This is a genomic window from Mycobacterium sp. URHB0021 (assembly GCF_054057895.1).
In genome coordinates this window covers 849,860-871,023 of sequence record NZ_JBSRZT010000002.1, presented here as the reverse complement: position 1 = coordinate 871,023, position 21,164 = coordinate 849,860, and the positions used below count along the sequence as shown (strand labels likewise).

Genomic DNA, 21,164 nt, shown 5'->3' with positions numbered 1-21,164 from the left:
TGTAATCGGCAGATGGCCGGCCTTGACCGCCACGGCGCGGTGTTCGTTCTGCCGCTGGGTGACGACGAGAACCGATTTCATCCCGACCGCCTGGCGGCGGTCAACGCCGCCCTCGACGAGGTGGAGGCCGCCGACGGCCCCAGAGCGGTCGTCACCACCGGAGCGGGCAAGTTCTACTCCAACGGGCTGGACCTGGATTTCATGTCGTCCAATCCCGCTGCGGCCGAAGCGAATCTGCAGACCGTGCACGCGATGTTGGCACGTGTACTGGCCTTCTCCGCGCCGATCGTCGCGGCCGTGCAGGGCCATGCGTTCGCCGCAGGCGCGATGTTGGCGCTGGCCCACGACGCGATCGTCATGCGGGCCGACCGCGGCTTCTTCTGCCTGCCGGAGGTGGATCTCGGGATCCCCTTCACCGCGGGGATGAACGCGTTGATCCGGTCCAGGCTGCCGATCGCGACCGCGCACGAGGCGATGACGACCGGGCGCCGCTACGGGGGCGAGGAGGCCAGGACGGCCGGCATCGTCGCGGCCACTGCGGGCGAGGGCGAGGTGCTCGACACCGCCGTGGCGCTCGCCGAACAACGCGCCGCGAAGGCCGGTGACGTCTTCGGTGCCATCAAGGCGCGGCTGTATGCCGAGGTCATCGCCGAGCTCACCGCCTGAACCAACCTGATTGTCGGACCTGGGGGGCAGGCTGGTCGCCATCCACGATAGGAAGGTGCGGCCGCGATGTGCTGGAGGTGCGACCATCCCAACGCCACCCAAGACGACTACCTCGACGTTCTGCGGTCGGAGATGGTCGAGCACGGTTGGGCGGTGCAGTACGTCGAAAGTGACCGAAACCCGTTCGCGTACACGGTCGGACTTCATGACTGCGGCCTGCCCGAGCTCTTGGTGACGGGCGTGTCGCCGCCCAGGGCGCGGCGGCTGTTGAACGCCGTGGCGCGCGACGCCATGCGTGGTCGCCCGCTGACTCCCGGCGGCCAGATCCCGATCCAGGACGGGCCGCTGGTCGAGATCGTCGAGGTCGATCATCCCGACGCCCACATGGGGTGGGCCATCGCGTTCGGCGGCCCCGGCATCCGGGCGCTGCAGTTGGTCTGGGCAGACGGCCATGGACGCTGGCCGTGGGCGGCCGAGTTCTGTGACGGGAGGCGGCGCCAGCCGGTGCTCGGCATCCGGGCGACAGCGCCCTGATCGACCCCGCGAACGCGATGGCCGGTTCCCCCGATCGGGGGACAAGCGATTCATCCCGTCCGGGGCCCGATCACCGGACAGACGTGGCGGCCTGGGTGCAGCAGTCTTGAGTCATCACCGGAGAACACCGGCGCAAGACCTGAAAAAGACACTCACACAGGAGAACTCACATGAACGCCAACATCATCCGCCGGCTCGCCCTCCCGGTCGTCTCGGCAGGCATCATCGGCGGCGCCGCCCTCGGAATGGCCGGCATGGCCAACGCGGCCACCCCTACCCAGCCGACCGGTCCCGGCTACTCCTACTCACCCGGCGTCAAGGCCCACCCCGCCCCCGAGGCCCAGCCGGGCGCCCGCTGGCACAAGGGATCACACCACCTGTCCGCCCTGCAGCCCAGCACGGTCAAGTAGACCGCCCACACACTTGAGGCCCTCCCCGAAGCGACCCCGGGGAGGGCCTCAACTTCGGTGTGCCGGTGGGTTCTCAGAACGCGTAGCGGTGGTACTGGGCCAGGTAGCGCAGCCGGGGCAGCAGCCTCATCGCCGTGAGGGTCGCCCGGTAGTACCAGGGCACCCGCGCCAAGGCGTCGTTGTCGATGGCCGAATCCCAGGCCAGCAGCCGCACTCCGGGCACTGCGTCGACGATGTCGTCGGGGGCGTCGATCGCCCAGTGCAGCGTCGCCCCCGAGCGCCGCACCACGGTGTTGGTCCACTGCGACTTGATGCCCAACCTGTTGAACGCGTCGAACTGCAGTTCCCCGGACGGGAAACGGTCGACGATCCGGCGAAACAGTCCGACGCCCTCCTCCCGGGTCAGGTACATGGTCAGGCCCTCGCCGATGGCCAGCACCGGACGGTCGTCCGTCACGTCACCGAGCCAGGCCGGGTCGGTGACCGAGGCGGCGACGACGTGGTAGTGGTCGCGTGCCGGGTAGAGCTGTCTGCGGAGTTCGGCGACGTCGGGGTAGTCAACGTCGTACCACTCGACGGCGGGGCCGGGGTCGAGCCGCAAGAATCGTGCGTCCAGCCCGCAGCCCAGGTGTAGCACCACCGCCTCGGGGTGCACGGCCAGGAACTGGCGGGCCCACTTGTCGAAGTGCGCGGTGCGGGTGGTCACCGCCGGCGAGTTCGCCGCCGTGATCGAGGTCTTCGTCCAGTCGTAATCGATGCGGTCGACGATGTCCTTGGCGAACCGGTCACCCAGGATCGGCTCCGGAAGGTCCGCGTCCAGCGCCTTGGCGTAGAACGTGGCCAGCATGGTCTGCGGCGCTCCGCTGAGGTCGACGTGCAGTTTCTCGGTCACGTCGACCGAGGCTAGTCCCTAGGCGGCCAACGCCACATCCTCGGTGAAGACGTTCTCGAGCGTCGCCAGGTCGCCCGACTGCGCCGCCGACAATGCACCGAGCAACCGTTTCTGCTCAGCGCCACTGGGCGTTTCGCGGCCCTCGCCGGCAAGGTGTCTACGCGCACGGCTGACGAGCTGCCGCGCGTTGCCCTCCGTCACGCACACCACCGCGGCGACCTCCGCGTACGAATAATCGAAAGCTTCCCGCAGCACGTATGCCGCCCGCTCGGTCGGTGACAGCCTCTCGAGGAGTCGGCGCGTGGCGTGTTCCAGTTCTTCACCCCGTTCGACGCCGAGCAGCGGGTCGGCACCGGGATCCACCCGCTCGGCAAGCCAAGGGCCGAGGCAGGTTTCGCGACGAGCCCGCGCCGACTGCAGGGAGTTCAGGCAGAGCCGCCGGGTCGTCGTGGCCAGGTACGCCATCGGGTCGACCACCGCCTTGCGGTCGCAGACCTGCCACCGCAGCCAGGCATCCTGCACGATGTCCTCGGCCTCTGTGCAATCGTTCAGTATCCGATAGGCGATGCAGAACAAGCGATCTCGCACCGCGAGGAATGCCGCCACCGCCTGGTCGAGCGAATCCGCTGACATCGGTCATTCCCCTTCGCTGGAACTCGGACTCGGGACTCGGGATCAGACGGCCGCGCCGCCGCCGTCGGCGTGCAGGGTGGAACCCGTGATGAAGCTGGACCGCGGGGAGGCCAGAAACAGCACCGCCTCGGCGATCTCCGCCGCGTGTGCCGTCCGGCCGAGAGGCAACGCGCGGCCGAGTTCTTCGTTGGTCTCGCCCCATTCCGCGTACACCCCGTCGGTGCGGGTGGGGCCGGGGGCCACGCTGTTGACGCGGACACCGTGCGTGCCGAATTCGACGGCCCAGGTGCGGGTCAGCGATTCCAGTGCCGCCTTGGAGGCGCTGTAGCCGGACGCGCCGGGCACGCCCTTGAACGCGACCATGCTCGTGACGTTGACGATGCTGCCGCGCCCGCGTTCGAGCATCCCCGGCACCAGCGCGGCGACCAGGAAGTAGGCGCCACGGACGTTGGTGTCGAAGATCGACTCGAAGCTCGCGACGCTCTGTTCGACGGTAACGGCGCCGGGGAAGGTGGCCGCGTTGTTCACGACGATGTCGACGCTTCCGCACTGCTCCACCAACGACTTCACCGAGTCCAGGTCCGACAGGTCCGCCTGGACGAAACGGGCGTTCTCGCCGATCCCCGCCGCCGCCTTCTCGCCGCGTTCGCGGTCCCGGCCCGTGACGATGACGTCGGCCCCCTCGGCCGCCATCAAGCGAGCGGACTCCCAGCCGATGCCCGCGGTACCGCCGGTGATCAGCGCTGTGTGCTGTGCCAATTCCATGAGCTCAGCCTGTCGCCTGCGAGCACCCATCGGACCCTTGGAAATCCGTAGTCGACCCGTGGTCCGTGGCCGGTCCGGCCGGCGGTCAGGTGGCGTGTTGCCGTCCGCGAAGCTGCCTGCGCGACCTGATCCCGAGCTTGGCGAACACCTTCCTCAGGTGCCATTCGACGGTGTGTGCGCTGATGAACAGCTGCGCGCCGATCTCCTGATTGGTCAGCCCGGCGCCGGCCAGCGCGGCGATCTGCGCCTCCTGCGCCGTCAGCCCGTCTCCCGGGCCCGCGGCCCGCTTGTGTGTCTGCTCGCCGGTGGCGTCCAGCTCGATCCGCGCACGTTCGGCGAAGGCCTCCGCCCCCATCCGGCCGAACATGTCGTGGGCGATACGCAACTGCTCGCGCGCGTCCACCCGTCGGTGCTCCCGGCGCAGCCACTCCCCGTACACCAGGTGTGCGCGGCCGAGGTACACCGCCATCCGGGTGCGCCCGAGTCGTTCGACCGCCTCGCGGTAGTGGTCCTCCGCGGTCCGTCCACCCTCGAGCAGCGCGCGGGATCGCGCCAGAGTGCCCAGGGCCCAGTCCGTTCCGGCGGCTTCCGCGTGTTCCTCGAGGCTCGCCAGCGCATTGACCGCCTCCGCTCGTTCGCCGCATCGCATGCCTGCCTCGATGAGTTCGACGAGGGACATGCAATAGGGGCCGAGATCCTCGTATTCGCACGCCTGCCGCGCTGCGGTGAACGCCTCCCGGTAGCGACCGAGACTGTTGTCGAGTATCGCGGTGAAGCAACCGACCAAGCCGCTGACCCTGCCCTCGCCCCTGGCGCCCGCGCGTGCCGCGACGGCCTCGAGCATCCTCACCGATTCGGGCTCCACGCCGCGCCAGACGGTGAGTGATACCGCGTGGTACCGCACCGGCGCATATCCGGTTGCGGCGGCGATCGTGTCGGCCTCTTCGATCAGCGTTGCCGCCGTGTCGAATTCCCCCGCGAACACGTGGATGCCCGCCCGGGTCGCGAGGGCGAGCGGGAGCATCGCGAGCGTGCCTGCTTCGCGCGCGAGGCGGACCGCGGTGGTCGCCACGTCGTGCCACATGCCGTCGTCCCAGAGTTCACCCGCGGCGCATTCGTGCGCGATGGGAAAGCCCTTCCAGAACAAACCCGTGACATCGCCGTCGGCGTGCCGGGCCGCGTCGAGGATCTCGCTCAGCGCGGTGCGCAGCGTCGGCAGGCTCGCCTGGAGGCCATCGGTGTACCGCTTGGCGAGCCCATCCAACAGCAGATCGTTCGGGCGCGGTGGTTGCGGCCCTGCGGGCGCCCTGGCGGCCGGTTCGGCCACCACGATCGGGCCGCCGTGCGGGCAGAGCCGTCCCGCGTACATGGCCGCCCCGAGCGCGTCGAGATAGGTTTCCCTGGCGAGGCCGTCGTCGAGCCTCTCCAGGCCGCGGGCGGCGTCGAGAAGCCCCAGAGCCGCTTCGGTGACGGTTGGCGCCGAGTCGCCCCCGCCACGACTTTCACCGAACGCGATGTGGGCCCGCAGCCGGGCGGCCTGCGCACGCGCCAGGGCGTCGAGGGGCCCCATCTCCGCCGTCGCCAGCAGCTGGTACGCGGCATCGGGGGCTGCCGCCGCGACCTTCGCCTCCGCGGCGGCCAGCGCCCGCGCCCCGCGTCGCACCGGATCCGAGGTCAACTCCGCAGCGCGCTGCAGGAACGCCGCCGCCGCGGCGACGCCACCCCTGGCCTGCGCCCGGTCGGCCGAACGCTCCAGTTCACCGGCGACGGCGTCGTCGGTTCCGGTCGCCGCATTGGCGCCGTGCCAGGCCCGCCGATCGGGATCGGCCCCGGGATCGGTGGCCTCGGCGAGCGCGCGGTGCACCTGGCGGCGGTCGTGCAGGTCCGCGGCGAGATAGGCGGCCGAGCGCATCAGCGGATGACGGAAGCGCACGCGGGCGCCGATCTCGATCAGTCCCGCGGCCTCGGCGGGCGCGGCGACGTCGGCGGAGATACCGAGCCGGTCGGCGGCGCGGATCAGCAGGGCGGTGTCCCCGACCGGCTCCGCCGCCGCCGTGAGCAGCAGGCGCTGGGTCGGGGCGGGAAGCGCCCGGACGCGCCGCAGGAAGCTCTGTTCGATCCGGCCCGCCGGTTTGTGTGCGCCGGGGCGCCCGAACCCGCCCTCGGTGGCGGCCGGGTCGCGGGGCAGCTCCAACAGGGCCAGTGGGTTGCCGCGAGCCTCGGCGACGATCCGGTCCCGGACCCGTACATCCAGTCCGCCACGAATCACCGAGTCGAGAAGTGCACGGGCATCACCGTCGACCAGGCCGTGGATTGACAACTCGCGCAAGCCCTTCAGCTCGTCGGCGGCGTCGTCGCGCGCCGCGAAGACGAACCCGACCGGCTCGGCCAGCAGCCGACGCGCGACGAACGCCAGCGTCTGCGCCGACACCCGGTCGAGCCATTGCGCGTCGTCGATGACACACATCAAGGGCCGGTCGGCCGTCGCGGCCGAGAGCAGACTCAACACTGCGAGACCGACGAGGAAACGGTCGGGCGCCGGCCCCGCGCGACGCCCGAACGCCGTGTCCAGCGCATCGCGCTGCGGGGCAGGCAGCCCATCGACATGGCCCAACAGACGCGCGCACAGCTGGTGCAGTCCGGCGTACGCGAGCTCCATATCGGATTCGACGCCGGTGGCCCGCGCGAGCCGGCAACCCGTCGCGCGCTTCAGCAGGTGCTGCAGCAGTGCGGTCTTGCCGACGCCCGCCTCGCCGCGCAGCACGAGAACCCGACTCTGACCCGCCCGCACGTCCGAGATCAGCCGGTCCAGCGACGCGCACTCCTCGGCCCTACCGCGCAACGGAGTTGACGGATGGTCGCTCGCCATTCGCACCGCCGTGATCTTGATAGCCCGGGTTACTCAGGCTACAACGGACAGCTACCCGCCGTCTGCCCTCGTCCGGCTCTTGCCCTTGGCGTGGCGCAAACCCGCCCAGAACTTGGCGGCCTCACGGATCGATTCCTCGACCGGCCGCGGCTCCCAGCCCAATTCGCGGACGGCCTTGCCGTGATCGACCGGGGCCTCGGCGCGCATCAGCCGAAGCGAGCTCAGCGACAGCCGCTCGTCGGTGCCGCGCAGCTTGGCCTTGGCACTGCCCGCCGCGGCCAGCGCGTAGGACACCGGCAGCGGGATCGACCTCGTCGGTGCGGGCATTCCGGCGGCATCGGCGGCGATGCGGACCACCTCGGCATTGCCGATCATCTTCTCCGAGATCAGATACCGCTCGCCGACCCGGCCGCGCCCGGCGCCCAGAATCGTCGCGCGCGCGGCGTCGTCGACGCCGACGGCTTCCAGCTCGATGCCGCCCATCACGAACGGCAGCTTGCCGAACGCCGCGCTGGCGATCATCGCGCCATGGGGCGTGCGGCCCCAGTCCCCGCTGCCGTAGGTCGTCGACACGCACATCGCGACGGCGGGCAGGCCGTGTTCGGCGGCGTAGGCCAGCACGAGTCGTTCGGCCAGGACCCGGGAGCGGACGTACGGGGTCAGGCCCCCGAGTTCACGGTCGCCGATGACGTCGTCCTCGGTGGCGACGTGGCCGCGGCGCCGGCCGACGGTGACGTAGCTGCTCGTGAAGACGAAACGGTCAGAGGCCGGCCGTCACCGCGATGTCGAGGACGTTGCGGGTGCCCTCGACGTTGGTGCGGAACAACGGCGCCGGGTCGCGCAGCCACCCGCGGGCGTCGACCACGCAGTAGTAGACGTCGTCGACGCCGGCCATCGCCTCGCGCAGCGTGCCGTCGTCCCAGATGTCGCCGAGGAACCGGATGACGGGCAGGTCGTCGATTCCGATGGTGGTCGCGGTGGGCCGGACCATGACCCGGACCGCATGCCCGTCGGCGACGAGTTGCCGCGTGACGTGTGAGCCGAGGAAGCCGTTGGCCCCGATCACCAGCTTCGGTTGGGCGGTCACGGCCGGTTCCGGCCTGCGTATTGTTCGAGCCACGCCGCCGCCTCGTCGGGTAGCGTGCCCAGCTCGTGGGCCCTGCGGCACCACTTCCTCGCCGCGGAGACGAAGCGCAGCGGGTTGTAGATGTCCTCCTGCCTGCGCCACCGCCCGTCACCGGCGTAGGTGAGGATCGAGATGTTGGTCGCGCTGATGATCGTGCCGTCGCCGGGGTCTCGCATCGGGTTGTCCAGCTCGCAGACGATCCGCCCGCTCGGTTCGTCGATCACCGACCAGAGCGACGGGAACGACGTCAGGTAGCTGCCGGGGAAGGTCTCCATCGTCTTCCAGATCCAGGCCCGTACCTCCTCGCGGCCGTGCATGGTGCCCGCGGCGTGCTCGACGTAGGTGATGTCCGGCGAGTACTGGTCGACCCACGGATCCCAGTCCCGCGTCCGGGCGGCCCCGTCCACCGTCGCCTCGAAAATCTGGAATGCCGCGACGAGCTCGTCACGGCTGAAAGGGCTACCCGTCACGCAAGAACTAGAACACGTTCCACTCCGCTCTGTCGAGTGTCGCGGTGGTCGTCGCGAGGAACTATCCGTGGCATCGGACTGTTGTAGAAGTAGCCGAAACCGAGGCATCGAGGAGGGTCAGTGGCAAGCCAATACAACAAGAACCCCAATGCGGTCGCCGCGTTGTCACCCGAGCAGTACCAGGTGACGCAGAAGAGTGGCACCGAACGTCCGTTCACCGGTGAGTACTGGGACAACCACGAACCCGGCATCTACGTCGACGTGGTCTCCGGCGAACCGCTGTTCGCCTCGGTCGACAAGTTCGACAGTGGTTCGGGCTGGCCGAGCTTCACGCGGCCCATCCGGGAGCCGAACGGCTCGGACAACGTCGTGGAGAAGCGCGACTTCTCGCATCTGATGATCCGTACCGAAGTGCGCTCGGCGCACGGCGACAGCCACCTCGGGCATCTGTTCAACGACGGGCCGCGCGAGGCGGGCGGGTTGCGCTACTGCATCAACTCGGCTTCGCTGAGGTTCATCCACCTCGACGACCTCGACGCCGAGGGATACGGGCAGTACAAGACGCTGTTTTCCAACCAGGAGGCACAGGCATGAGCGACAACAGGAAGGCCATCCTGGCCGGCGGCTGCTTCTGGGGCATGCAGGACCTGATCCGCAAGCAGCCGGGTGTGGTGGAGACGCGCGTCGGCTACACCGGCGGCCGCAACGACCACCCCACCTACCGCAACCATCCCGGTCACGCGGAGGCGATCGAGATCGTCTACGACCCCGGGCAGACCGACTTCCGCAACCTGCTCGAGTTCTTCTTCCAGATCCATGATCCGACGACCAAGGACCGCCAGGGCAACGACGTCGGAAGCAGCTACCGGTCGGCGATCTTCTACGTCGACGACGAGCAGAAGCGCGTCGCGGTCGAAACAATCGCCGACGTCGACGCGTCGGGGCTGTGGCCGGGCAAGGTGGTCACCGAGGTGACACCGGCCGTTGATTTCTGGGAGGCCGAGCCCGAGCACCAGGACTACCTGGAGCACTACCCCAACGGGTACACATGCCACTTCCCGCGGCCGGGCTGGAAGCTGCCGAAGCGGCAAACCGCCTCGCAGTAGTGGTCAGCCGGCAGCGCGGCGACGCACGACGATGCGCCCGCCGCGCTTGGGCGTGAAGGCGACGCCCCGGAAGTGGATCTTCTCGTCCGGGGCATCGTCAGTCTCGATCACGAAGTGCCGCAACACTGTTCGCAACACCACGTCTATCTCGACATTGGCGAACGCGGCGCCGACGCACCGTCGGGTTCCGCCGCCGAACGCCACCCATGCTGTCGGCGGGCGCTTGCCCATGAAGCGGTACGGATCGAAGCGCTCGGGATTGGGGAAGGCCTCGGGGTTGGCGTGCACGTTGCCGATCCCGACCATCACGGTGTAGCCGTGCGGAATCCGCCACTCGCCGACGTCGAGGTATGGCGCCGCCACGTGGCGCCCGGCAAAGTCGATCACCGTCCGGTTGCGCTGCAGTTCGAGGATGGTTGCCTGGCGGTACTCGTTGCCGCCCTCGTCGTCCTCCCTGACGAGTTCGGCGAGGACCTCCGGGTGGCGGCGCAACCGCTCGAACGCCCACCCCAGCGTCGAGGCCGTGGTCTCATGACCCGCGCCCAGGAGGGTCAGCAACTCATCGGAGATGTCCTGGCGCGACATGGGCGTGCCGTCGTCGTACCGGCTCCGCAGCAGCAGCGCCAGGATGTCATCGCGATCGTCGAGATTCGGGTCGGCCTCGGCCTTGTCGATCAGCGTGAACACGGTGTGGTCGAAGTTGCGTCGGAACTCCGCGAGCCGGCCCCACGGGCTGCGGCGCCCGGTGTCGAACGGCGGCTGCGGCAGCGTGGCCAACCGTGAGCCCAGCTTGACCCACGGCGGGAGGATCTCGCGCAGATAGTCGAGTTCGGCACCATCGGCACCGAATACCGTTCGCAGGATCACGTTCAGCGTGATCCTGTTCATCGGCTCGAGCGTGCGGAATTCGCGCCCCCGAGGCCAGGTCGCGGTCTCGCGCAGCGTCTCCTCCTCGATGATTTTCTCGTAGTTCTTGATGCTCTGGCCGTGGAACGGCGGCGCGAGCAGCTTGCGCCGCTTGCGGTGGTCGGCACCGTCGAGCGCGAACACCGAACCCGGCCCGAAGATCCTGCTGAGATTGGGTTTCACGTTGGTCAGGTCCTCGGTGCTCGCGAGGAACACCTGCCGCACCAATGCCGGGTCGGAGACGACGACGCTGCGGCCGAAGAACGGGACGTTGATCTCGAAGACCGCACCCAAACGCTTGACGCCGTTCCGCATGGCCCACCGGCGGAAGCCGGCCAGCAGGACACCCTGGACGGGCATCGGCAGGCGGACGACCGGCGGGCGCTTACCCGCGGGCGTCATCGATGGAGATGTCGATGACGAATCAGCAGTCTCGGCCGTGGCAGCCGCTACGTCGGCCATGTATGGATCACTCCCAACCGGGTCGCTGGTACTACGGTGTACCGCACGTTTGTGTAGTACGGTACCGCTTGGTACCAAGCAAGCGCAAGGGTTTTCGGAGGCGAGATGACGTCAGCACTCGACGCCCCCGGCACGCCGGCCGGTAACCCCGCCGAACCGTTCCGCGACCGGCTGCTCGACGGGCTGGCGGCCTCGATCGGCGAGCGGGGCTACCGCGACAGCACCGTCGCCGACATCGTGCGCCACGCGCGGACCTCGAAGCGCACCTTCTACGAGCAGTTCGCCAGCAAGGAGGAGTGCCTGATCGAGCTGTTGCGCCGGAACAACGAGGACCTCATCGCCAACATCGTCTCGGCCGTCGACCGCGAGGCGGACTGGCACCAGCAGATCCGTCAGGCCGCCATCGCCTATGTCGATCACATCGGGTCGCGTCCGGCGATCACGCTCAGCTGGATCCGCGAAGCCCCCGCGCTCGGCGCCGCTGCCCCTCCGCTGCACCGCCTGGCGATGGAGCACCTGACCGACATGCTGGTCGACCTGACGGACAGCCCGGGGTTCCGGCGGGCGCAGTTGTCCCCGATCTCGCGTCCGCTCGCGCTCATCCTGCTCGGCGGTCTGCGCGAGCTGACCGCGCTGTTCGTCGAGGACGACCATGACGTGCGGGGCATCATCGAACCCGCGATCTCCGCGGCGACGGCGATTCTCGGTCCGCGCGCGTCCTAACGCAGCAGCAGGCGCGCCGACTTCTCCCGCCGGTCGGCGATCTCGGCGTAGGACGCATGGCCCATCCCGGCGCGCACCAGGGCGCCCGAGTACAGCATCTCCAGCGAGTCGACCACGTCGGGATCGGTGCGCGGCCCCAGCCGGTCGCGGATGTCACGGCCGATCGGTAGCCGCACCACCTCGACATCGGGGTCCTTGCCCAGCAGCGCGGTGGTGACCGCGCCCGCGAAGTCCGGTTCGTCGGCGACCAGCATCGCGATGTGCCGCAGCACCTCGATCACCCGCGCGGCGCGATCGTCGGCTTCGTGCGCCGCCGGCGGCGATGCCGCCAACCGGCGCCAGAACACCTCGGCGACCAAGTGCTCCTCGGACGAGAAGTAGGTGTGCGCGGTGGCGGCTCCGACACCAACCTCCGCCGCCACCCGCCGCACGGTCAGACCGAGAATCCGTCGCGGGAGAGCAGGCCGACCGCGGCCCGGCCCAGGCGATCGACCGTGTCGGCCTACTACGAGGCCCGGGTGCCAGCAACGGCTAAGTTGGACGCGATGAGCGATACCGACACCGCACTGCCCGCCGCCGCCGCGCACCTGTTCGCCCTCGCCGAGCAGGTCACCGGGTTCATGCCCGCCAACGAAGGGCGCGCGCTCTACGACGCAGCCATCCGGTATCTCGGAAACGGGATCGGCGTCGAAATCGGCACGTACTGCGGCAAATCCACGGTGATGCTCGGCGCGGCCGCCCAGCAGACCGGCGGTGTGCTGAACACGATCGACCATCACCACGGGTCCGAGGAACACCAACCCGGCTGGGACTACCACGACACGTCGATGGTCGACCCGGTCACCGGACTGTTCGACACCCTGCCGACGCTGCGCCACACCCTCGACGCGGCCGGGCTCGGTGACCATGTCGTGGCCATCGTCGGGAAGTCACCAGTGGTGGCCCGCGGTTGGCGAACCCCGTTGCGGCTGTTGTTCATCGACGGCGGACACACCGAGGAGGCCGCGCAGCGCGACTTCGACGGGTGGGCCAGGTGGGTCGATCTCGGCGGCACCCTGATCATCCACGACGTGTTTCCCAACCCCGACGACGGCGGCCAGGCGCCGTTCCACATCTACCGCAGGGCGCTGGAGACCGGTGAGTTCCGCGAAGTGTCGGCCGTCGGCTCCATGCGGGTGCTGGAACGGGTGTCGGGCACCGCGGGGGAACTGCCCGGCGTCAACGCTCGCTCGTAGCGCAGGCGCAGTCGTACTCCCCCTCCAGGCCGCGCGGCAGATCCACGCCGCGGAAGATGCCGCTGGCGGCGGTTGTCCGAGACAAGGCGTCGGCGGCGAGGATGACCGCCGCGCCCGTCCAGGTGGTGCGCTCCTCGGGCCACCGCTTACCGTCGGCGAACACCAGGCCGGTCCAGTACGAGCCGTCGTCCTCGCGCAGATGATGCATGGCCGCGAACTGTCCGTGGGCGCGGCTCGAGTCGCCGATGGCATCCAACGCCATTACCAATTCACATGTTTCGGCTCCGGTGACCCATGGACGGTCGTCGACGCAGCGGATCCCGAGGCCGGGAACGACGAAGTCGTCCCAGCGGTCGTCGATGCGTGACCGAGCCTGCGGTCCGCGCAGTGCACCGCCGAGCACCGGGTAGTACCACTCCATCGACCAGCGGGCCTTGGCCACGAACGATTCGGGGTGCGCGGCGATCGCGTGCCCGAGCCGGCCGACCGCGACCTCCCACTCCGGCTGCGGATCGTCGAAGTAGGCCGCCAGCGCCAGCGCGCACCGGATGCTGTGGTACACGCTCGCGCATCCCGTCAGCAGCGCGTCCGGCTCCAGCCCGGAAGAGCTTCTGGCCCAGGAAATCTCGCCACCACTGAGCTGCATGTCCAGCACGAAGTCGACGGCCCTGGTGACGACGGGCCACATGGTCTCGGCGAAGCGGCGGTCTTCGGTGACCAATACGTGGTGCCACACCCCGGTGGCGACGTATGCGCAGAAGTTGCTGTCGCTGTTGGCGTCTTCGACGACACCGTCACGCAGCTGGATGGGCCACGAGCCGTCGGGCCGCTGGGCCGTGTGGCACCAGTCGAACGCCGCCCGCGCGGGCTCGAGCAGGCCGGCGGCAGTCAGCGCCATCGCGTTCTCGACGTGGTCCCACGGATCGGTGTGGCCACCGTCGAACCACGGGAGGGCGCCGGAGGGTTCCTGGGTCGCGGCGATCGACCACGCTGTCTGACGGCACTGCGCCGGCGTGAGAACGCCGGGCACGCCGGGCACCTCAGGTGACAGCAACGCCCACCGGCTTCCGGAAATACAGGGCGACACTCTTGCCGATCAACGGGTTCAGCAGCGATTCGGCGGTCCGGGTCAGCCACGGCTGTTCCATCATGTCCCAGACCAGCAGCTTGTGGTACGCCGTGACGGCGGGGTGATCCGACTTCGATGTTCCGACAGCGCATTTCAGCCACCAGAACGGTGAATGAAGGGCATGGGCATGGTGGGCGTGGGTGAGTCGCAGGCCATGGTTGAGCACCTTGTCGCGCAACGCGTCGGCGCGGTAGATGCGGATGTGGCCGCCCTCGTTGGCGTGATATTCGTCGGACAGCGCCCAGCAGACCCGCTCGGGCAGCCAGCGCGGAACCGTGATCGCCAACGAACCGCCCGGTTTGAGAACCCGGATCAACTCGGCGATCGCGCGGTCGTCCTCGGGAACGTGTTCGAGGATCTCCGAGGCGACGACACAGTCGAAAGTTGCTTCAGCATAAGGCAAGTCGAGCGCATCGCCCTTGACCGCCTCGGCTCGCGCCGAGTCCGGCGCCTCGCCCTGCTCCCGCATCGCCTGCAGAATCTCGTCGACGTTGTTGAGGTCGGCCGTGTTCTGGTCGAAGGCGATGACATCGGCGCCGCGGCGAAACGCCTCGAAGCTGTGCCTGCCGGCCCCGCAGCCCACGTCGATCACCTTCGTGCCCGCACCGACACCGAGCCGGTCGAAGTCGACGGTCAGCATGTCCCGACCCGTTCACGTGCTCGCTGGTAGACCGCCACAGTCTGCGCCGCAACGGATTCCCAACTGAACACGTCCAGCGCGCGGCGTCGTCCGTTGGCGCCGAGGCGTTGAAGCTCCAGCGGCGAGTCCAGCAGTTCGCCGATCACCCGGGTCAGTTCGTCGACGTCGGCGGGCGTCACCAGCCGGGCACATTCGCCGTCGGCGCCGACCACCTCGGGCAGCGCTCCGGCGCGGCTCGCGACGATCGGCGTGCCGCTGGCCATGGACTCCACCGCGGGCAGCGAGAACCCCTCGTACAACGAAGGGATGCAGGCGATCTCAGCCGAGGCCAACAGGTCAGCCAGCTCGGAGTCGGACACACCGCTGGAGGTGTGCACGATATCGGAGATGCCGAGTTCGGCTATGAGCTTCTCGGTCGGGCCGTTGGGTTCGAGCTTCGCGACCAGTTGCACGTCGAGGTCGCGTTCGACACGCAGGCGTGCCACCGCGTGCAGCAGGTGACGCACGCCCTTCAGCGGAACGTCGGCGCTGGCGATCGCGATGATCCGGTTACGGACGCGATGCGCGGCGGGCTTGAACAATTCGGTGTCCACCCCCAGCGGCACCACATGCAGTTGTCCCGGGGCCACGCCGAAGTCTTCGGCGATGTCGGCCGCCGAGGTCGACGAGACGGTGAGCAGTTCGGGAATCCGGCGCGCGACGTCCTTCTGCATTTCGGCGAACCCGTACCACCGGCGTACCAGTGGCTTGCGCCACCACCGCGCGGCGGCCACGTCGACGACCCGGTCCCTGGTGATCGGGTGGTGCACGGTCGCGACCACCGGCAACCCGGCATCGGCAATCTTCAGCAGGCCGGTGCCCAGGCACTGGTTGTCGTGGACGACGTCGAAGTCGTCGCGGCGAGCGGCCAGAATGCGGGCGGCGCGAAGGCTGAACGTGCGGGGTTCGGGGAACCCCGCGGTCCAGGTCGTCAGCAGCTCCAGCAGATCGATGCCGGTCTTGATCTCGCTCGGCCACGGGATCCGGAACGGGTCAGGCTCGCGGTAGAGGTCGAGGCTCGGCACCTTCGTCAGCCGGACCCGTGGGTCGAGCACCTCGGGATAGGGCTGGCCGGACAGCACCTCGACGTCGTGGCCGAGGTCGACCAGGCCACGGCTGAGGTGGCGGACGTAGACCCCCTGCCCGCCGCAATGAGTCTTACTCCGGTAGGACAACAACGCTATGCGCATGCTTAGCTCACGAATACCGAGGCGCGGCCCAGCGGAGTGAATCGGGATCGAGGGCCGGTCTGACCTGGCAAAATAGTGTGACGCAAAGAATCCGAACCCCCCTGGACATGTGTCCAGACTATAGTTTGACGAGCTAGCGGACGCAACGCGGCCGCCCTGCTCTGACTACCACAGCCGGCGCGAACCGTTCTGTTCACCCTGTTGAGTCAGCAACCACCCGGTGGCTACTGAGGTGGCGGGAAGCCGCCGGTGGCGACGGGTCCCCAGCGCTGCGGGGTGACGCGGATCAGGCACTTGCCCTGATCGACCATCGCCTGCCGGTACTCCGCCCAGTCGGGATGCTCGCCCGAGATCGACCGGAAGTATTCGACCAGCGGCTCGACGGCATCGGGCAGATCGATCACCTCGGCCACCCCGTCGACCTGCACATAGGCGTCGTTGAACTCGTCGGACAGCACCATGGCGCTGGCCCTGGGGGTGCGCCGGACGTTGGCCGACTTCGCCCGTTGCGGATAGCTGGCGACCACGATGCGGCCGTCCGCGTCGACGCCTCCCGACACCGGCGAGCTCTGCAGCGAGCCGTCAGCGCGAAACGTGGTGAGCACCATACGATGTCGCGGACGGATGAACTCCAACAGTGAGGACAGGTCGACGGCATCGGCGGTAGCGAATTTCCGGGCCACCCGGCCAGCCTAACGATCGATCGGAAAGCACCTGATGGACGGCAGTGACGCGTTCGAGCGGCTGGTCTCGCTGCTCGACTACCCGATGTTCGTGGTGACCGCGCGCGACGGCGACGAACGCGCCGGCTGTCTGGTCGGCTTCGCCAGCCAGGTGAGCATTTATCCGCAGCGCTTCCTGGTCGGCCTGTCGAAACGCAACCACACGTTCCGCGTCGCGCAGCGTTCCAGCCACCTGGCGGTCCACATCCTGGAGCGCAGGCACCGCGAGTTGGCCCGGTTGTTCGGCGGCGAGACGGGGGATCGCGTCGACAAGTTCGCCCGGTGCGCATGGCATCCGGGACCCCATGACCTGCCGGTGCTCGACGATGCGGCGGGCTGGTTCGCCGGCGAGGTGCTCAGCCGTTTCGATCTGGGCGACCATGTCGGGCATCTGCTGGAGCCGGTCGCGGGCGATGCACCGGTGCAGTTCGAGCAGCTGGTCACCTTCGCCGATGTCCGCGACCTGGAGCCGGGCCACGAGGCGTGACCGTCACCCCGAGCTGATCCGCACCAGCGTCTTGCCGATGTTGGCGCCGGTGAACAGGCCGTTGAGCGCGTCGACGCACGACGGCCCCATTCGTCGAGGGCATTGAAGCCCTGCATGAGCGCGGTCCTGGCCAACAGGTTGACGTGGTTGGCGGGCCCGGGGTGCTCACCGGTCAGATAGCTGGAGGTGACACCGCACAGCACCACCCGCGCCTTCGGCGCCAACCGCCCGAGCACCGCGTCGAGGATGGGACCGCCGACGTTGTCGAAATACACGTTGACGCCGCGGGGGCAGTGCTCCTTGAGCGCGGCGGGCAGGTCGGCCGTCCGGTAGTCGACACATGCGTCGAACCCGAAGTCCTCGACCACGGCCCGGCACTTCTCCGGCCCGCCCGCGATCCCTACCACCCGGGCACCGGCGATCTTGGCGATCTGCCCGGCCACCGAGCCGGTCGCACCCGCGGCGGCCGACACCACCACCGTCTCGCCCGGCGCCGGTCTGCCGATGTCGGTCATCCCGACGTAGGCCGTGGCGCCGGTGGGGCCGTACACCGACATCACACCCAGCTGATCCAGGCCGGCCGGGACGGGCGTGGTGAAGATGTCGTCACGGCTGATGACGTACTCCTGGAAGCCGGTCAGCGTCGTGACGATGTCGCCGACGGCGTAGGCGTCGCAGTGCGTCTCCACGACCACGCCGATGCCCGCGGCCCGGATCACCTCGCCCAGCCGCACCGGTGGCAGGTAGCCGGGCTGGTCGTTGAGCCAGGTCCGCGCGGCCGCGTCGATTCCCACGTAGGTGGTGTGGACCAGCGCCTCGCCTTCGACGGGCACCGGCGCCTGCGATGCGACCAACTCGGTGTCCCCGGCCTCGACCAGCCCGGCGGGGCGGCAACGCAACACGATCTGGCGGTTGGTCAGCTCCGGCACCTCGCGAAACTACCGTGACGAATCGGCTTTGCGCTTCAGGAGCCACGCCGGTATCCAGTGGGTGACCGCCTTGCGCCGGGCGCCGTAGGCGATCTCGTAGGTCACCAGGCCCCACCAGAGGCCCTGCTCGCAGATGCCCCACCACGTCAACCGGCCGTCCACGATGGAGTGCATCTGCAGGCCGGCGGGGTTGTAGCCGCCCACCCGGTGCGGTTCGCGCGGGAACAGCGCGGCCAGATCGACGAGCACCGCAATCGGCGGATCGACCCGGCGGAAAGCCTGCGCGACGGGCTGGCCGTTGTAGCCGATCGACTGGAGCTCACCCACCGTTCGATCATACGTTCGAACGGATATCCTGAACCCGTAGGACGGGAAGTGGTCGATGTACATACCTCACAAGTTCGCGCTCTCGGATGACGAGACCGGGGCCGCGCTCGAACGGGCCGGCTTCGCGCATCTGGTTTCGCACGGTTCGGCCGGGCTGACCGTGACGCCCCTGCCCCTGCTCTACAACGGGCGGTCTCTCGTCGGCCACGTGGCGAGGGCCAATCCACACTGGCATGCCGATGGCGCCGATACGGTCGCGATCTTCACGGGGCCACATGCCTACATCTCCCCTAACTGGTATGCCACCAAGGCCGAGACCGGCAAAGTCGTACCGACGTGGAACTACGAGGTCCTCACCGTCTACGGCCGACTGGTGGTGCATGACGATCCCGACTGGGTGCTCGACCTGGTCACCGCGCTGACCCACCGTCACGAACATGGTCAGCGCGAGCCTTGGCAGGTCGCCGACGCGCCTGAGAAATTCACCCGGGCGCAGCTGCGCGCGATCGTCGGCGTCGAACTCGCCATCTCCCGTGTGGAGGGCAAGTCGAAGATGTCGCAGAACCAGCCCGACCGGAACCGCGAGGGCGTCGTCGCCGGCCTGCGCGCCTCGGACTCACCGCAGGACCGCCTGGTCGCCGAGCGAGTTCAGCGCGGCAACACGAACGCGAACGGCCGGGGGTAGCCGAGCCCGGTCAGCCTCGATCGGCGCACGGAGTCTGCGCCGGCCATCCGTACTTCCCCCGATGACGGCTCGTAGCAATGCAATTCGCGTCCGGTCACCTCGATCCCCGCCACGTCGACGATGAGTACCCAGTGCCGCGGGATGCATCTGCCGACGAGCATCGCGACCGGCCGCCCGGCTTCGACGGACCGCAGCACGTCGGTCAGTGTGTCGCGCCGGCCGCGGAACAATCGCCACCGGTACCGCATGCCGAGGACCGCGCCGTGCGTGTTGAACGCCCGCGCGATGCCCACCGGGGTGGTGCCGAGCGTCCGCGGCCAGAACCGGTTCACCTCGGCGTGCACGCGTGACTGCTCACTCGCGAACCACGCGCTGCCGCGATCGGGGCCCGACACGGAGTCCGAGAGCGCGGCCCGGTACTTCGGGTCCAGCAGCGCGGCCGCCACCACCGCGACGCTGGGGCCGCAGGTGGTGCCGTCGCGCTGTCGGAGGCGAAGCGCCGCAAGCTTCATTGTCGACAGCCTAGGCTTCGGCCATGCGGCTATCCATCAGGAACCAGCTCACCGGCGAGATCACCGTCGACTGACCCGCCCTCATCGAGCCGGCGTTACCCGCTCCTGCCAGCCACCCCAATCGACCTGTGCTGCAAAGGGTTACAGCGCGGTCCCTCGCGGTCCCTGCCATTGCAGCAGGAGCATTGTCAGTTGGTGCGGCCCATGCCGGCACGCCGCCGTGGATTTCTTGCCGTGCCCGGGTACCCACTCCGTAAATGGGACGAGGAAGGCGGTGGGGGAAATGTCGGTCCTGGTGGTGGTGGTACTTACATGAGCTTCGACATCACACCGACCGCCGCCCAGCACGACCTGGCGAAGCGCACCCACGAATTCGCCGAGGAAGTCGTTCGCCCGGTGGCCCAGGAGTACGACCAATCCCAGGACTTCCCGTGGCCGGTGCTGGAGGAAGCGGCGGCGCGGGGTTTCTACAGCCCGTTGTTCTACCGCGATCTGATCGGCGATCCGACCGGACTGTCGCTGCCGATGTTCATGGAGGAGCTGTTCTGGGGCTGCGCCGGGATCGGTCTCGCGGTGGTAATGCCCGCGCTGGCGCTTTCGGCAATCGGGCAGGCGGCCTCGCCCGAGCAGATGCTGGAGTGGGCGCCGGAATGTTTCGGCACGCCGGGCGATCTGAAGCTGGCCGCGCTGGCGATCTCCGAGCCCGAGGGCGGCAGCGACGTCCGCAACCTGCGGACCCGGGCCCGCCGTTCCGGCCCGGAAAAGGATGCCGACTGGATCATCGACGGCCACAAGATGTGGATCGGCAACGGCGGCATCGCCAACGTCCACGTGGTGAACGCCGTCGTCGACGAGGAACTCGGCCACCGCGGTCAGGCGCTGTTCATCGTGCCCGGCAGCAGCCAGGGCCTGGAGATGGTGCGCAAGCTGGACAAGCTGGGCTGCCGCGCATCGCACACCGCGGAGCTGAAGTTCAACGGGGTCCGGGTGCCGGGTGCAAATCTGCTCGGCGGCCAGGAGAAGCTCGAGCACAAGCTGGCCAAGGCCCGTGAAGCCATCGAAGGCGCCACGCACTCCGGGTCGGCGACGCTGGGGACCTTTGAGCAGACCAGACCCATGGTGGCGGCCCAGGCGCTCGGAATCGCAAGGGCAGCTATGGAATACGCCACCGAGTACGCGAACCGGCGGGAAGCGTTCGGCGCGCCGATCATCGACAACCAAGGCATCGCGTTTCCCCTGGCCGACCTGGCCACCGCGATCGACGGTGCGCGGCTGCTCACCTGGCGGGCGTCCTGGATGGCCGCCACCGGGGTTCCGTTCGAGCGTGGCGAGGGCTCGATGTGCAAGCTGGCCGCCAGCGAGGTCGCCGTGAAGACCACCGAGCGGGCCATCCAGACGATGGGCGGCTGGGGCTACATCAAGGACCACCCCGTGGAGAAGTGGTATCGGGATGCCAAGCTGTACACCATCTTCGAGGGCACCAGTGAGATCCAGCGGATCGTCATCGCCAACGCGCTGGGCGCCGCCGACGGCAAGCCGCCGCTGCACATCGACCTCGAGCCGACCGGCGGGCCGCTGAACAAGATGTTCGGCCGCGGCACCCCTGTCCGCACCCAGCTCGCCAGCTCCGCGTTGGCCGCCAGGGACCGCATTCCGCAGCCGGTGATGCAGTTGGCGATGAAGGTGCTGCGGCCGCCGGGCAAGTAG

General features: G+C 68.9%; 22 protein-coding genes and 3 pseudogenes. 10 read left to right on the top strand and 15 right to left on the bottom strand.

Going from position 1 to position 21,164, the window contains the following annotated elements; genetic code table 11:
* Positions 1-12: 12 nt before the first annotated feature.
* The 3 genes from ACVWWN_RS06410 (at position 13) to ACVWWN_RS06400 (ending at position 1,610) form a co-directional block, all read left to right on the top strand.
* Positions 13-666 carry an enoyl-CoA hydratase-related protein gene (locus ACVWWN_RS06410; protein WP_457143141.1) on the top strand — a complete coding sequence of 218 codons (654 nt, stop codon included), beginning with the start codon at positions 13-15 and terminating at the stop codon, positions 664-666.
* A 66-nt stretch (positions 667-732) separates the two neighbouring features.
* On the top strand, positions 733-1,200 hold the full coding sequence (locus ACVWWN_RS06405) for a DUF4262 domain-containing protein (protein WP_457143140.1): 468 nt from the start codon (positions 733-735) through the stop codon (positions 1,198-1,200).
* Between the two features lie 170 nt (positions 1,201-1,370).
* Positions 1,371-1,610 (top strand): hypothetical protein, encoded by a 240-nt coding sequence (locus ACVWWN_RS06400; protein WP_457143139.1) that lies wholly within the window; start codon positions 1,371-1,373, stop codon positions 1,608-1,610.
* A 73-nt stretch (positions 1,611-1,683) separates the two neighbouring features.
* Here ACVWWN_RS06400 and ACVWWN_RS06395 read toward each other — a convergent pair whose 3' ends face one another.
* The 6 genes and pseudogenes from ACVWWN_RS06395 to ACVWWN_RS06370 all read right to left on the bottom strand — a co-directional run bounded on the left by ACVWWN_RS06395 (position 1,684) and on the right by ACVWWN_RS06370 (position 8,365).
* Positions 1,684-2,457, bottom strand: a complete 774-nt coding sequence (locus ACVWWN_RS06395) for a class I SAM-dependent methyltransferase (protein ID WP_457149024.1) — start codon at positions 2,455-2,457, stop codon at positions 1,684-1,686.
* A 63-nt stretch (positions 2,458-2,520) separates the two neighbouring features.
* Positions 2,521-3,135, bottom strand: a complete 615-nt coding sequence (locus tag ACVWWN_RS06390; protein ID WP_457143138.1) for a sigma-70 family RNA polymerase sigma factor — start codon at positions 3,133-3,135, stop codon at positions 2,521-2,523.
* Positions 3,136-3,177: 42 nt separating this feature from the next.
* A complete protein-coding gene (locus tag ACVWWN_RS06385; protein WP_457143137.1) occupies positions 3,178-3,900 on the bottom strand; it encodes an SDR family NAD(P)-dependent oxidoreductase in 723 nt (240 codons plus the stop codon).
* Positions 3,901-3,985: 85 nt separating this feature from the next.
* On the bottom strand, positions 3,986-6,769 hold the full coding sequence (locus tag ACVWWN_RS06380) for an ATP-binding protein (RefSeq protein WP_457143136.1): 2,784 nt from the start codon (positions 6,767-6,769) through the stop codon (positions 3,986-3,988).
* A gap of 51 nt (positions 6,770-6,820) precedes the next feature.
* Positions 6,821-7,856 (bottom strand): annotated as a pseudogene (locus tag ACVWWN_RS06375) (NAD-dependent epimerase/dehydratase family protein).
* Entirely contained in the window at positions 7,853-8,365 is a 513-nt protein-coding gene (locus ACVWWN_RS06370; protein WP_457143135.1) for a nuclear transport factor 2 family protein, read from the bottom strand. The pseudogene ACVWWN_RS06375 and the gene ACVWWN_RS06370 overlap by 4 nt, the downstream one beginning before the upstream one ends.
* Positions 8,366-8,485: 120 nt before the next feature.
* On the opposite strand from ACVWWN_RS06370, the gene msrB reads away from it, so the two are divergent.
* Both msrB and msrA read left to right on the top strand, forming a co-directional pair.
* Positions 8,486-8,959, top strand: coding sequence for a peptide-methionine (R)-S-oxide reductase MsrB (msrB, locus tag ACVWWN_RS06365; protein ID WP_457143134.1), 474 nt, complete (start codon positions 8,486-8,488; stop codon positions 8,957-8,959).
* Positions 8,956-9,471 (top strand): peptide-methionine (S)-S-oxide reductase MsrA, encoded by a 516-nt coding sequence (gene msrA / locus ACVWWN_RS06360; RefSeq protein ID WP_457143133.1) that lies wholly within the window; start codon positions 8,956-8,958, stop codon positions 9,469-9,471. The genes msrB and msrA overlap by 4 nt, the downstream gene beginning before the upstream one ends.
* Positions 9,472-9,474: 3 nt before the next feature.
* Here the strand turns inward: msrA and ACVWWN_RS06355 are convergent, their stop codons facing one another.
* A complete protein-coding gene (locus tag ACVWWN_RS06355; RefSeq protein ID WP_457149023.1) occupies positions 9,475-10,779 on the bottom strand; it encodes a cytochrome P450 in 1,305 nt (434 codons plus the stop codon).
* 165 nt (positions 10,780-10,944) lie between these two features.
* Here ACVWWN_RS06355 and ACVWWN_RS06350 point away from each other — a divergent pair, with 165 nt between their 5' ends.
* Positions 10,945-11,562 (top strand): TetR/AcrR family transcriptional regulator, encoded by a 618-nt coding sequence (locus ACVWWN_RS06350; protein ID WP_457143132.1) that lies wholly within the window; start codon positions 10,945-10,947, stop codon positions 11,560-11,562.
* Here ACVWWN_RS06350 and ACVWWN_RS06345 read toward each other — a convergent pair.
* Positions 11,559-12,064 (bottom strand): annotated as a pseudogene (locus ACVWWN_RS06345) (TetR family transcriptional regulator); the annotation flags it as partial. The gene ACVWWN_RS06350 and the pseudogene ACVWWN_RS06345 overlap by 4 nt on opposite strands.
* A gap of 43 nt (positions 12,065-12,107) precedes the next feature.
* Here ACVWWN_RS06345 and ACVWWN_RS06340 point away from each other — a divergent pair.
* On the top strand, positions 12,108-12,797 hold the full coding sequence (locus ACVWWN_RS06340) for a class I SAM-dependent methyltransferase (RefSeq protein ID WP_457143131.1): 690 nt from the start codon (positions 12,108-12,110) through the stop codon (positions 12,795-12,797).
* Here ACVWWN_RS06340 and ACVWWN_RS06335 read toward each other — a convergent pair.
* The 4 genes from ACVWWN_RS06335 to ACVWWN_RS06320 form a co-directional block, all read right to left on the bottom strand.
* On the bottom strand, positions 12,781-13,836 hold the full coding sequence (locus tag ACVWWN_RS06335) for a prenyltransferase (RefSeq protein WP_457149022.1): 1,056 nt from the start codon (positions 13,834-13,836) through the stop codon (positions 12,781-12,783). The two genes, ACVWWN_RS06340 and ACVWWN_RS06335, sit on opposite strands and share 17 nt — an antisense overlap.
* Position 13,837: 1 nt before the next feature.
* Entirely contained in the window at positions 13,838-14,566 is a 729-nt protein-coding gene (locus ACVWWN_RS06330) for a class I SAM-dependent methyltransferase (protein ID WP_457143130.1), read from the bottom strand.
* Positions 14,560-15,795: a glycosyltransferase family 4 protein gene (locus ACVWWN_RS06325; protein ID WP_457143129.1), complete on the bottom strand. Its 1,236-nt coding sequence runs from the start codon at positions 15,793-15,795 to the stop codon at positions 14,560-14,562. The genes ACVWWN_RS06330 and ACVWWN_RS06325 overlap by 7 nt, the downstream gene beginning before the upstream one ends.
* 224 nt (positions 15,796-16,019) lie before the next feature.
* Positions 16,020-16,478 (bottom strand): PPOX class F420-dependent oxidoreductase, encoded by a 459-nt coding sequence (locus ACVWWN_RS06320; protein ID WP_457143128.1) that lies wholly within the window; start codon positions 16,476-16,478, stop codon positions 16,020-16,022.
* Positions 16,479-16,512: 34 nt separating this feature from the next.
* On the opposite strand from ACVWWN_RS06320, the gene ACVWWN_RS06315 reads away from it, so the two are divergent.
* Complete coding sequence (locus ACVWWN_RS06315; RefSeq protein ID WP_457143127.1) at positions 16,513-17,004, top strand: flavin reductase family protein; 492 nt, start codon at positions 16,513-16,515, stop codon at positions 17,002-17,004.
* 3 nt (positions 17,005-17,007) lie between these two features.
* Here the strand turns inward: ACVWWN_RS06315 and ACVWWN_RS06310 are convergent.
* Together ACVWWN_RS06310 and ACVWWN_RS06305 are read right to left on the bottom strand one after the other, a co-directional pair.
* Positions 17,008-17,933: pseudogene (locus ACVWWN_RS06310) on the bottom strand (NADP-dependent oxidoreductase).
* 9 nt (positions 17,934-17,942) lie between these two features.
* Positions 17,943-18,260, bottom strand: a complete 318-nt coding sequence (locus tag ACVWWN_RS06305; protein ID WP_457143126.1) for a hypothetical protein — start codon at positions 18,258-18,260, stop codon at positions 17,943-17,945.
* Between the two features lie 55 nt (positions 18,261-18,315).
* Here ACVWWN_RS06305 and ACVWWN_RS06300 point away from each other — a divergent pair, with 55 nt between their 5' ends.
* On the top strand, positions 18,316-18,945 hold the full coding sequence (locus tag ACVWWN_RS06300) for an FMN-binding negative transcriptional regulator (protein ID WP_457143125.1): 630 nt from the start codon (positions 18,316-18,318) through the stop codon (positions 18,943-18,945).
* Here ACVWWN_RS06300 and ACVWWN_RS06295 read toward each other — a convergent pair.
* Entirely contained in the window at positions 18,909-19,457 is a 549-nt protein-coding gene (locus tag ACVWWN_RS06295; protein ID WP_457143124.1) for a hypothetical protein, read from the bottom strand. The two genes, ACVWWN_RS06300 and ACVWWN_RS06295, sit on opposite strands and share 37 nt — an antisense overlap.
* A gap of 312 nt (positions 19,458-19,769) precedes the next feature.
* Here ACVWWN_RS06295 and ACVWWN_RS06290 point away from each other — a divergent pair, with 312 nt between their 5' ends.
* Positions 19,770-21,164, top strand: a complete 1,395-nt coding sequence (locus tag ACVWWN_RS06290; protein ID WP_457143123.1) for an acyl-CoA dehydrogenase family protein — start codon at positions 19,770-19,772, stop codon at positions 21,162-21,164.

What these genes read in the sequence shown, in the direction of transcription:
- ACVWWN_RS06400 (WP_457143139.1), top strand. Translation starts at nt 1,371, where the DNA reads ATGAACGCCAACATCATCCGCCGGCTCGCCCTCCCGGTCGTCTCGGCA.
- ACVWWN_RS06350 (WP_457143132.1), top strand. Translation starts at nt 10,945, where the DNA reads ATGACGTCAGCACTCGACGCCCCCGGCACGCCGGCCGGTAACCCCGCC.
- ACVWWN_RS06390 (WP_457143138.1), bottom strand. Translation starts at nt 3,135, where the DNA reads ATGTCAGCGGATTCGCTCGACCAGGCGGTGGCGGCATTCCTCGCGGTG.
- msrA (WP_457143133.1), top strand. Translation starts at nt 8,956, where the DNA reads ATGAGCGACAACAGGAAGGCCATCCTGGCCGGCGGCTGCTTCTGGGGC.
- ACVWWN_RS06315 (WP_457143127.1), top strand. Translation starts at nt 16,513, where the DNA reads ATGGACGGCAGTGACGCGTTCGAGCGGCTGGTCTCGCTGCTCGACTAC.
- ACVWWN_RS06340 (WP_457143131.1), top strand. Translation starts at nt 12,108, where the DNA reads ATGAGCGATACCGACACCGCACTGCCCGCCGCCGCCGCGCACCTGTTC.
- ACVWWN_RS06330 (WP_457143130.1), bottom strand. Translation starts at nt 14,566, where the DNA reads ATGCTGACCGTCGACTTCGACCGGCTCGGTGTCGGTGCGGGCACGAAG.
- ACVWWN_RS06290 (WP_457143123.1), top strand. Translation starts at nt 19,770, where the DNA reads ATGAGCTTCGACATCACACCGACCGCCGCCCAGCACGACCTGGCGAAG.
- ACVWWN_RS06405 (WP_457143140.1), top strand. Translation starts at nt 733, where the DNA reads ATGTGCTGGAGGTGCGACCATCCCAACGCCACCCAAGACGACTACCTC.
- ACVWWN_RS06380 (WP_457143136.1), bottom strand. Translation starts at nt 6,769, where the DNA reads ATGGCGAGCGACCATCCGTCAACTCCGTTGCGCGGTAGGGCCGAGGAG.
- ACVWWN_RS06325 (WP_457143129.1), bottom strand. Translation starts at nt 15,795, where the DNA reads ATGCGCATAGCGTTGTTGTCCTACCGGAGTAAGACTCATTGCGGCGGG.
- ACVWWN_RS06295 (WP_457143124.1), bottom strand. Translation starts at nt 19,457, where the DNA reads ATGAAGCTTGCGGCGCTTCGCCTCCGACAGCGCGACGGCACCACCTGC.
- ACVWWN_RS06300 (WP_457143125.1), top strand. Translation starts at nt 18,316, where the DNA reads ATGTACATACCTCACAAGTTCGCGCTCTCGGATGACGAGACCGGGGCC.
- ACVWWN_RS06355 (WP_457149023.1), bottom strand. Translation starts at nt 10,779, where the DNA reads ATGACGCCCGCGGGTAAGCGCCCGCCGGTCGTCCGCCTGCCGATGCCC.
- ACVWWN_RS06385 (WP_457143137.1), bottom strand. Translation starts at nt 3,900, where the DNA reads ATGGAATTGGCACAGCACACAGCGCTGATCACCGGCGGTACCGCGGGC.
- ACVWWN_RS06395 (WP_457149024.1), bottom strand. Translation starts at nt 2,457, where the DNA reads ATGCTGGCCACGTTCTACGCCAAGGCGCTGGACGCGGACCTTCCGGAG.
- ACVWWN_RS06410 (WP_457143141.1), top strand. Translation starts at nt 13, where the DNA reads ATGGCCGGCCTTGACCGCCACGGCGCGGTGTTCGTTCTGCCGCTGGGT.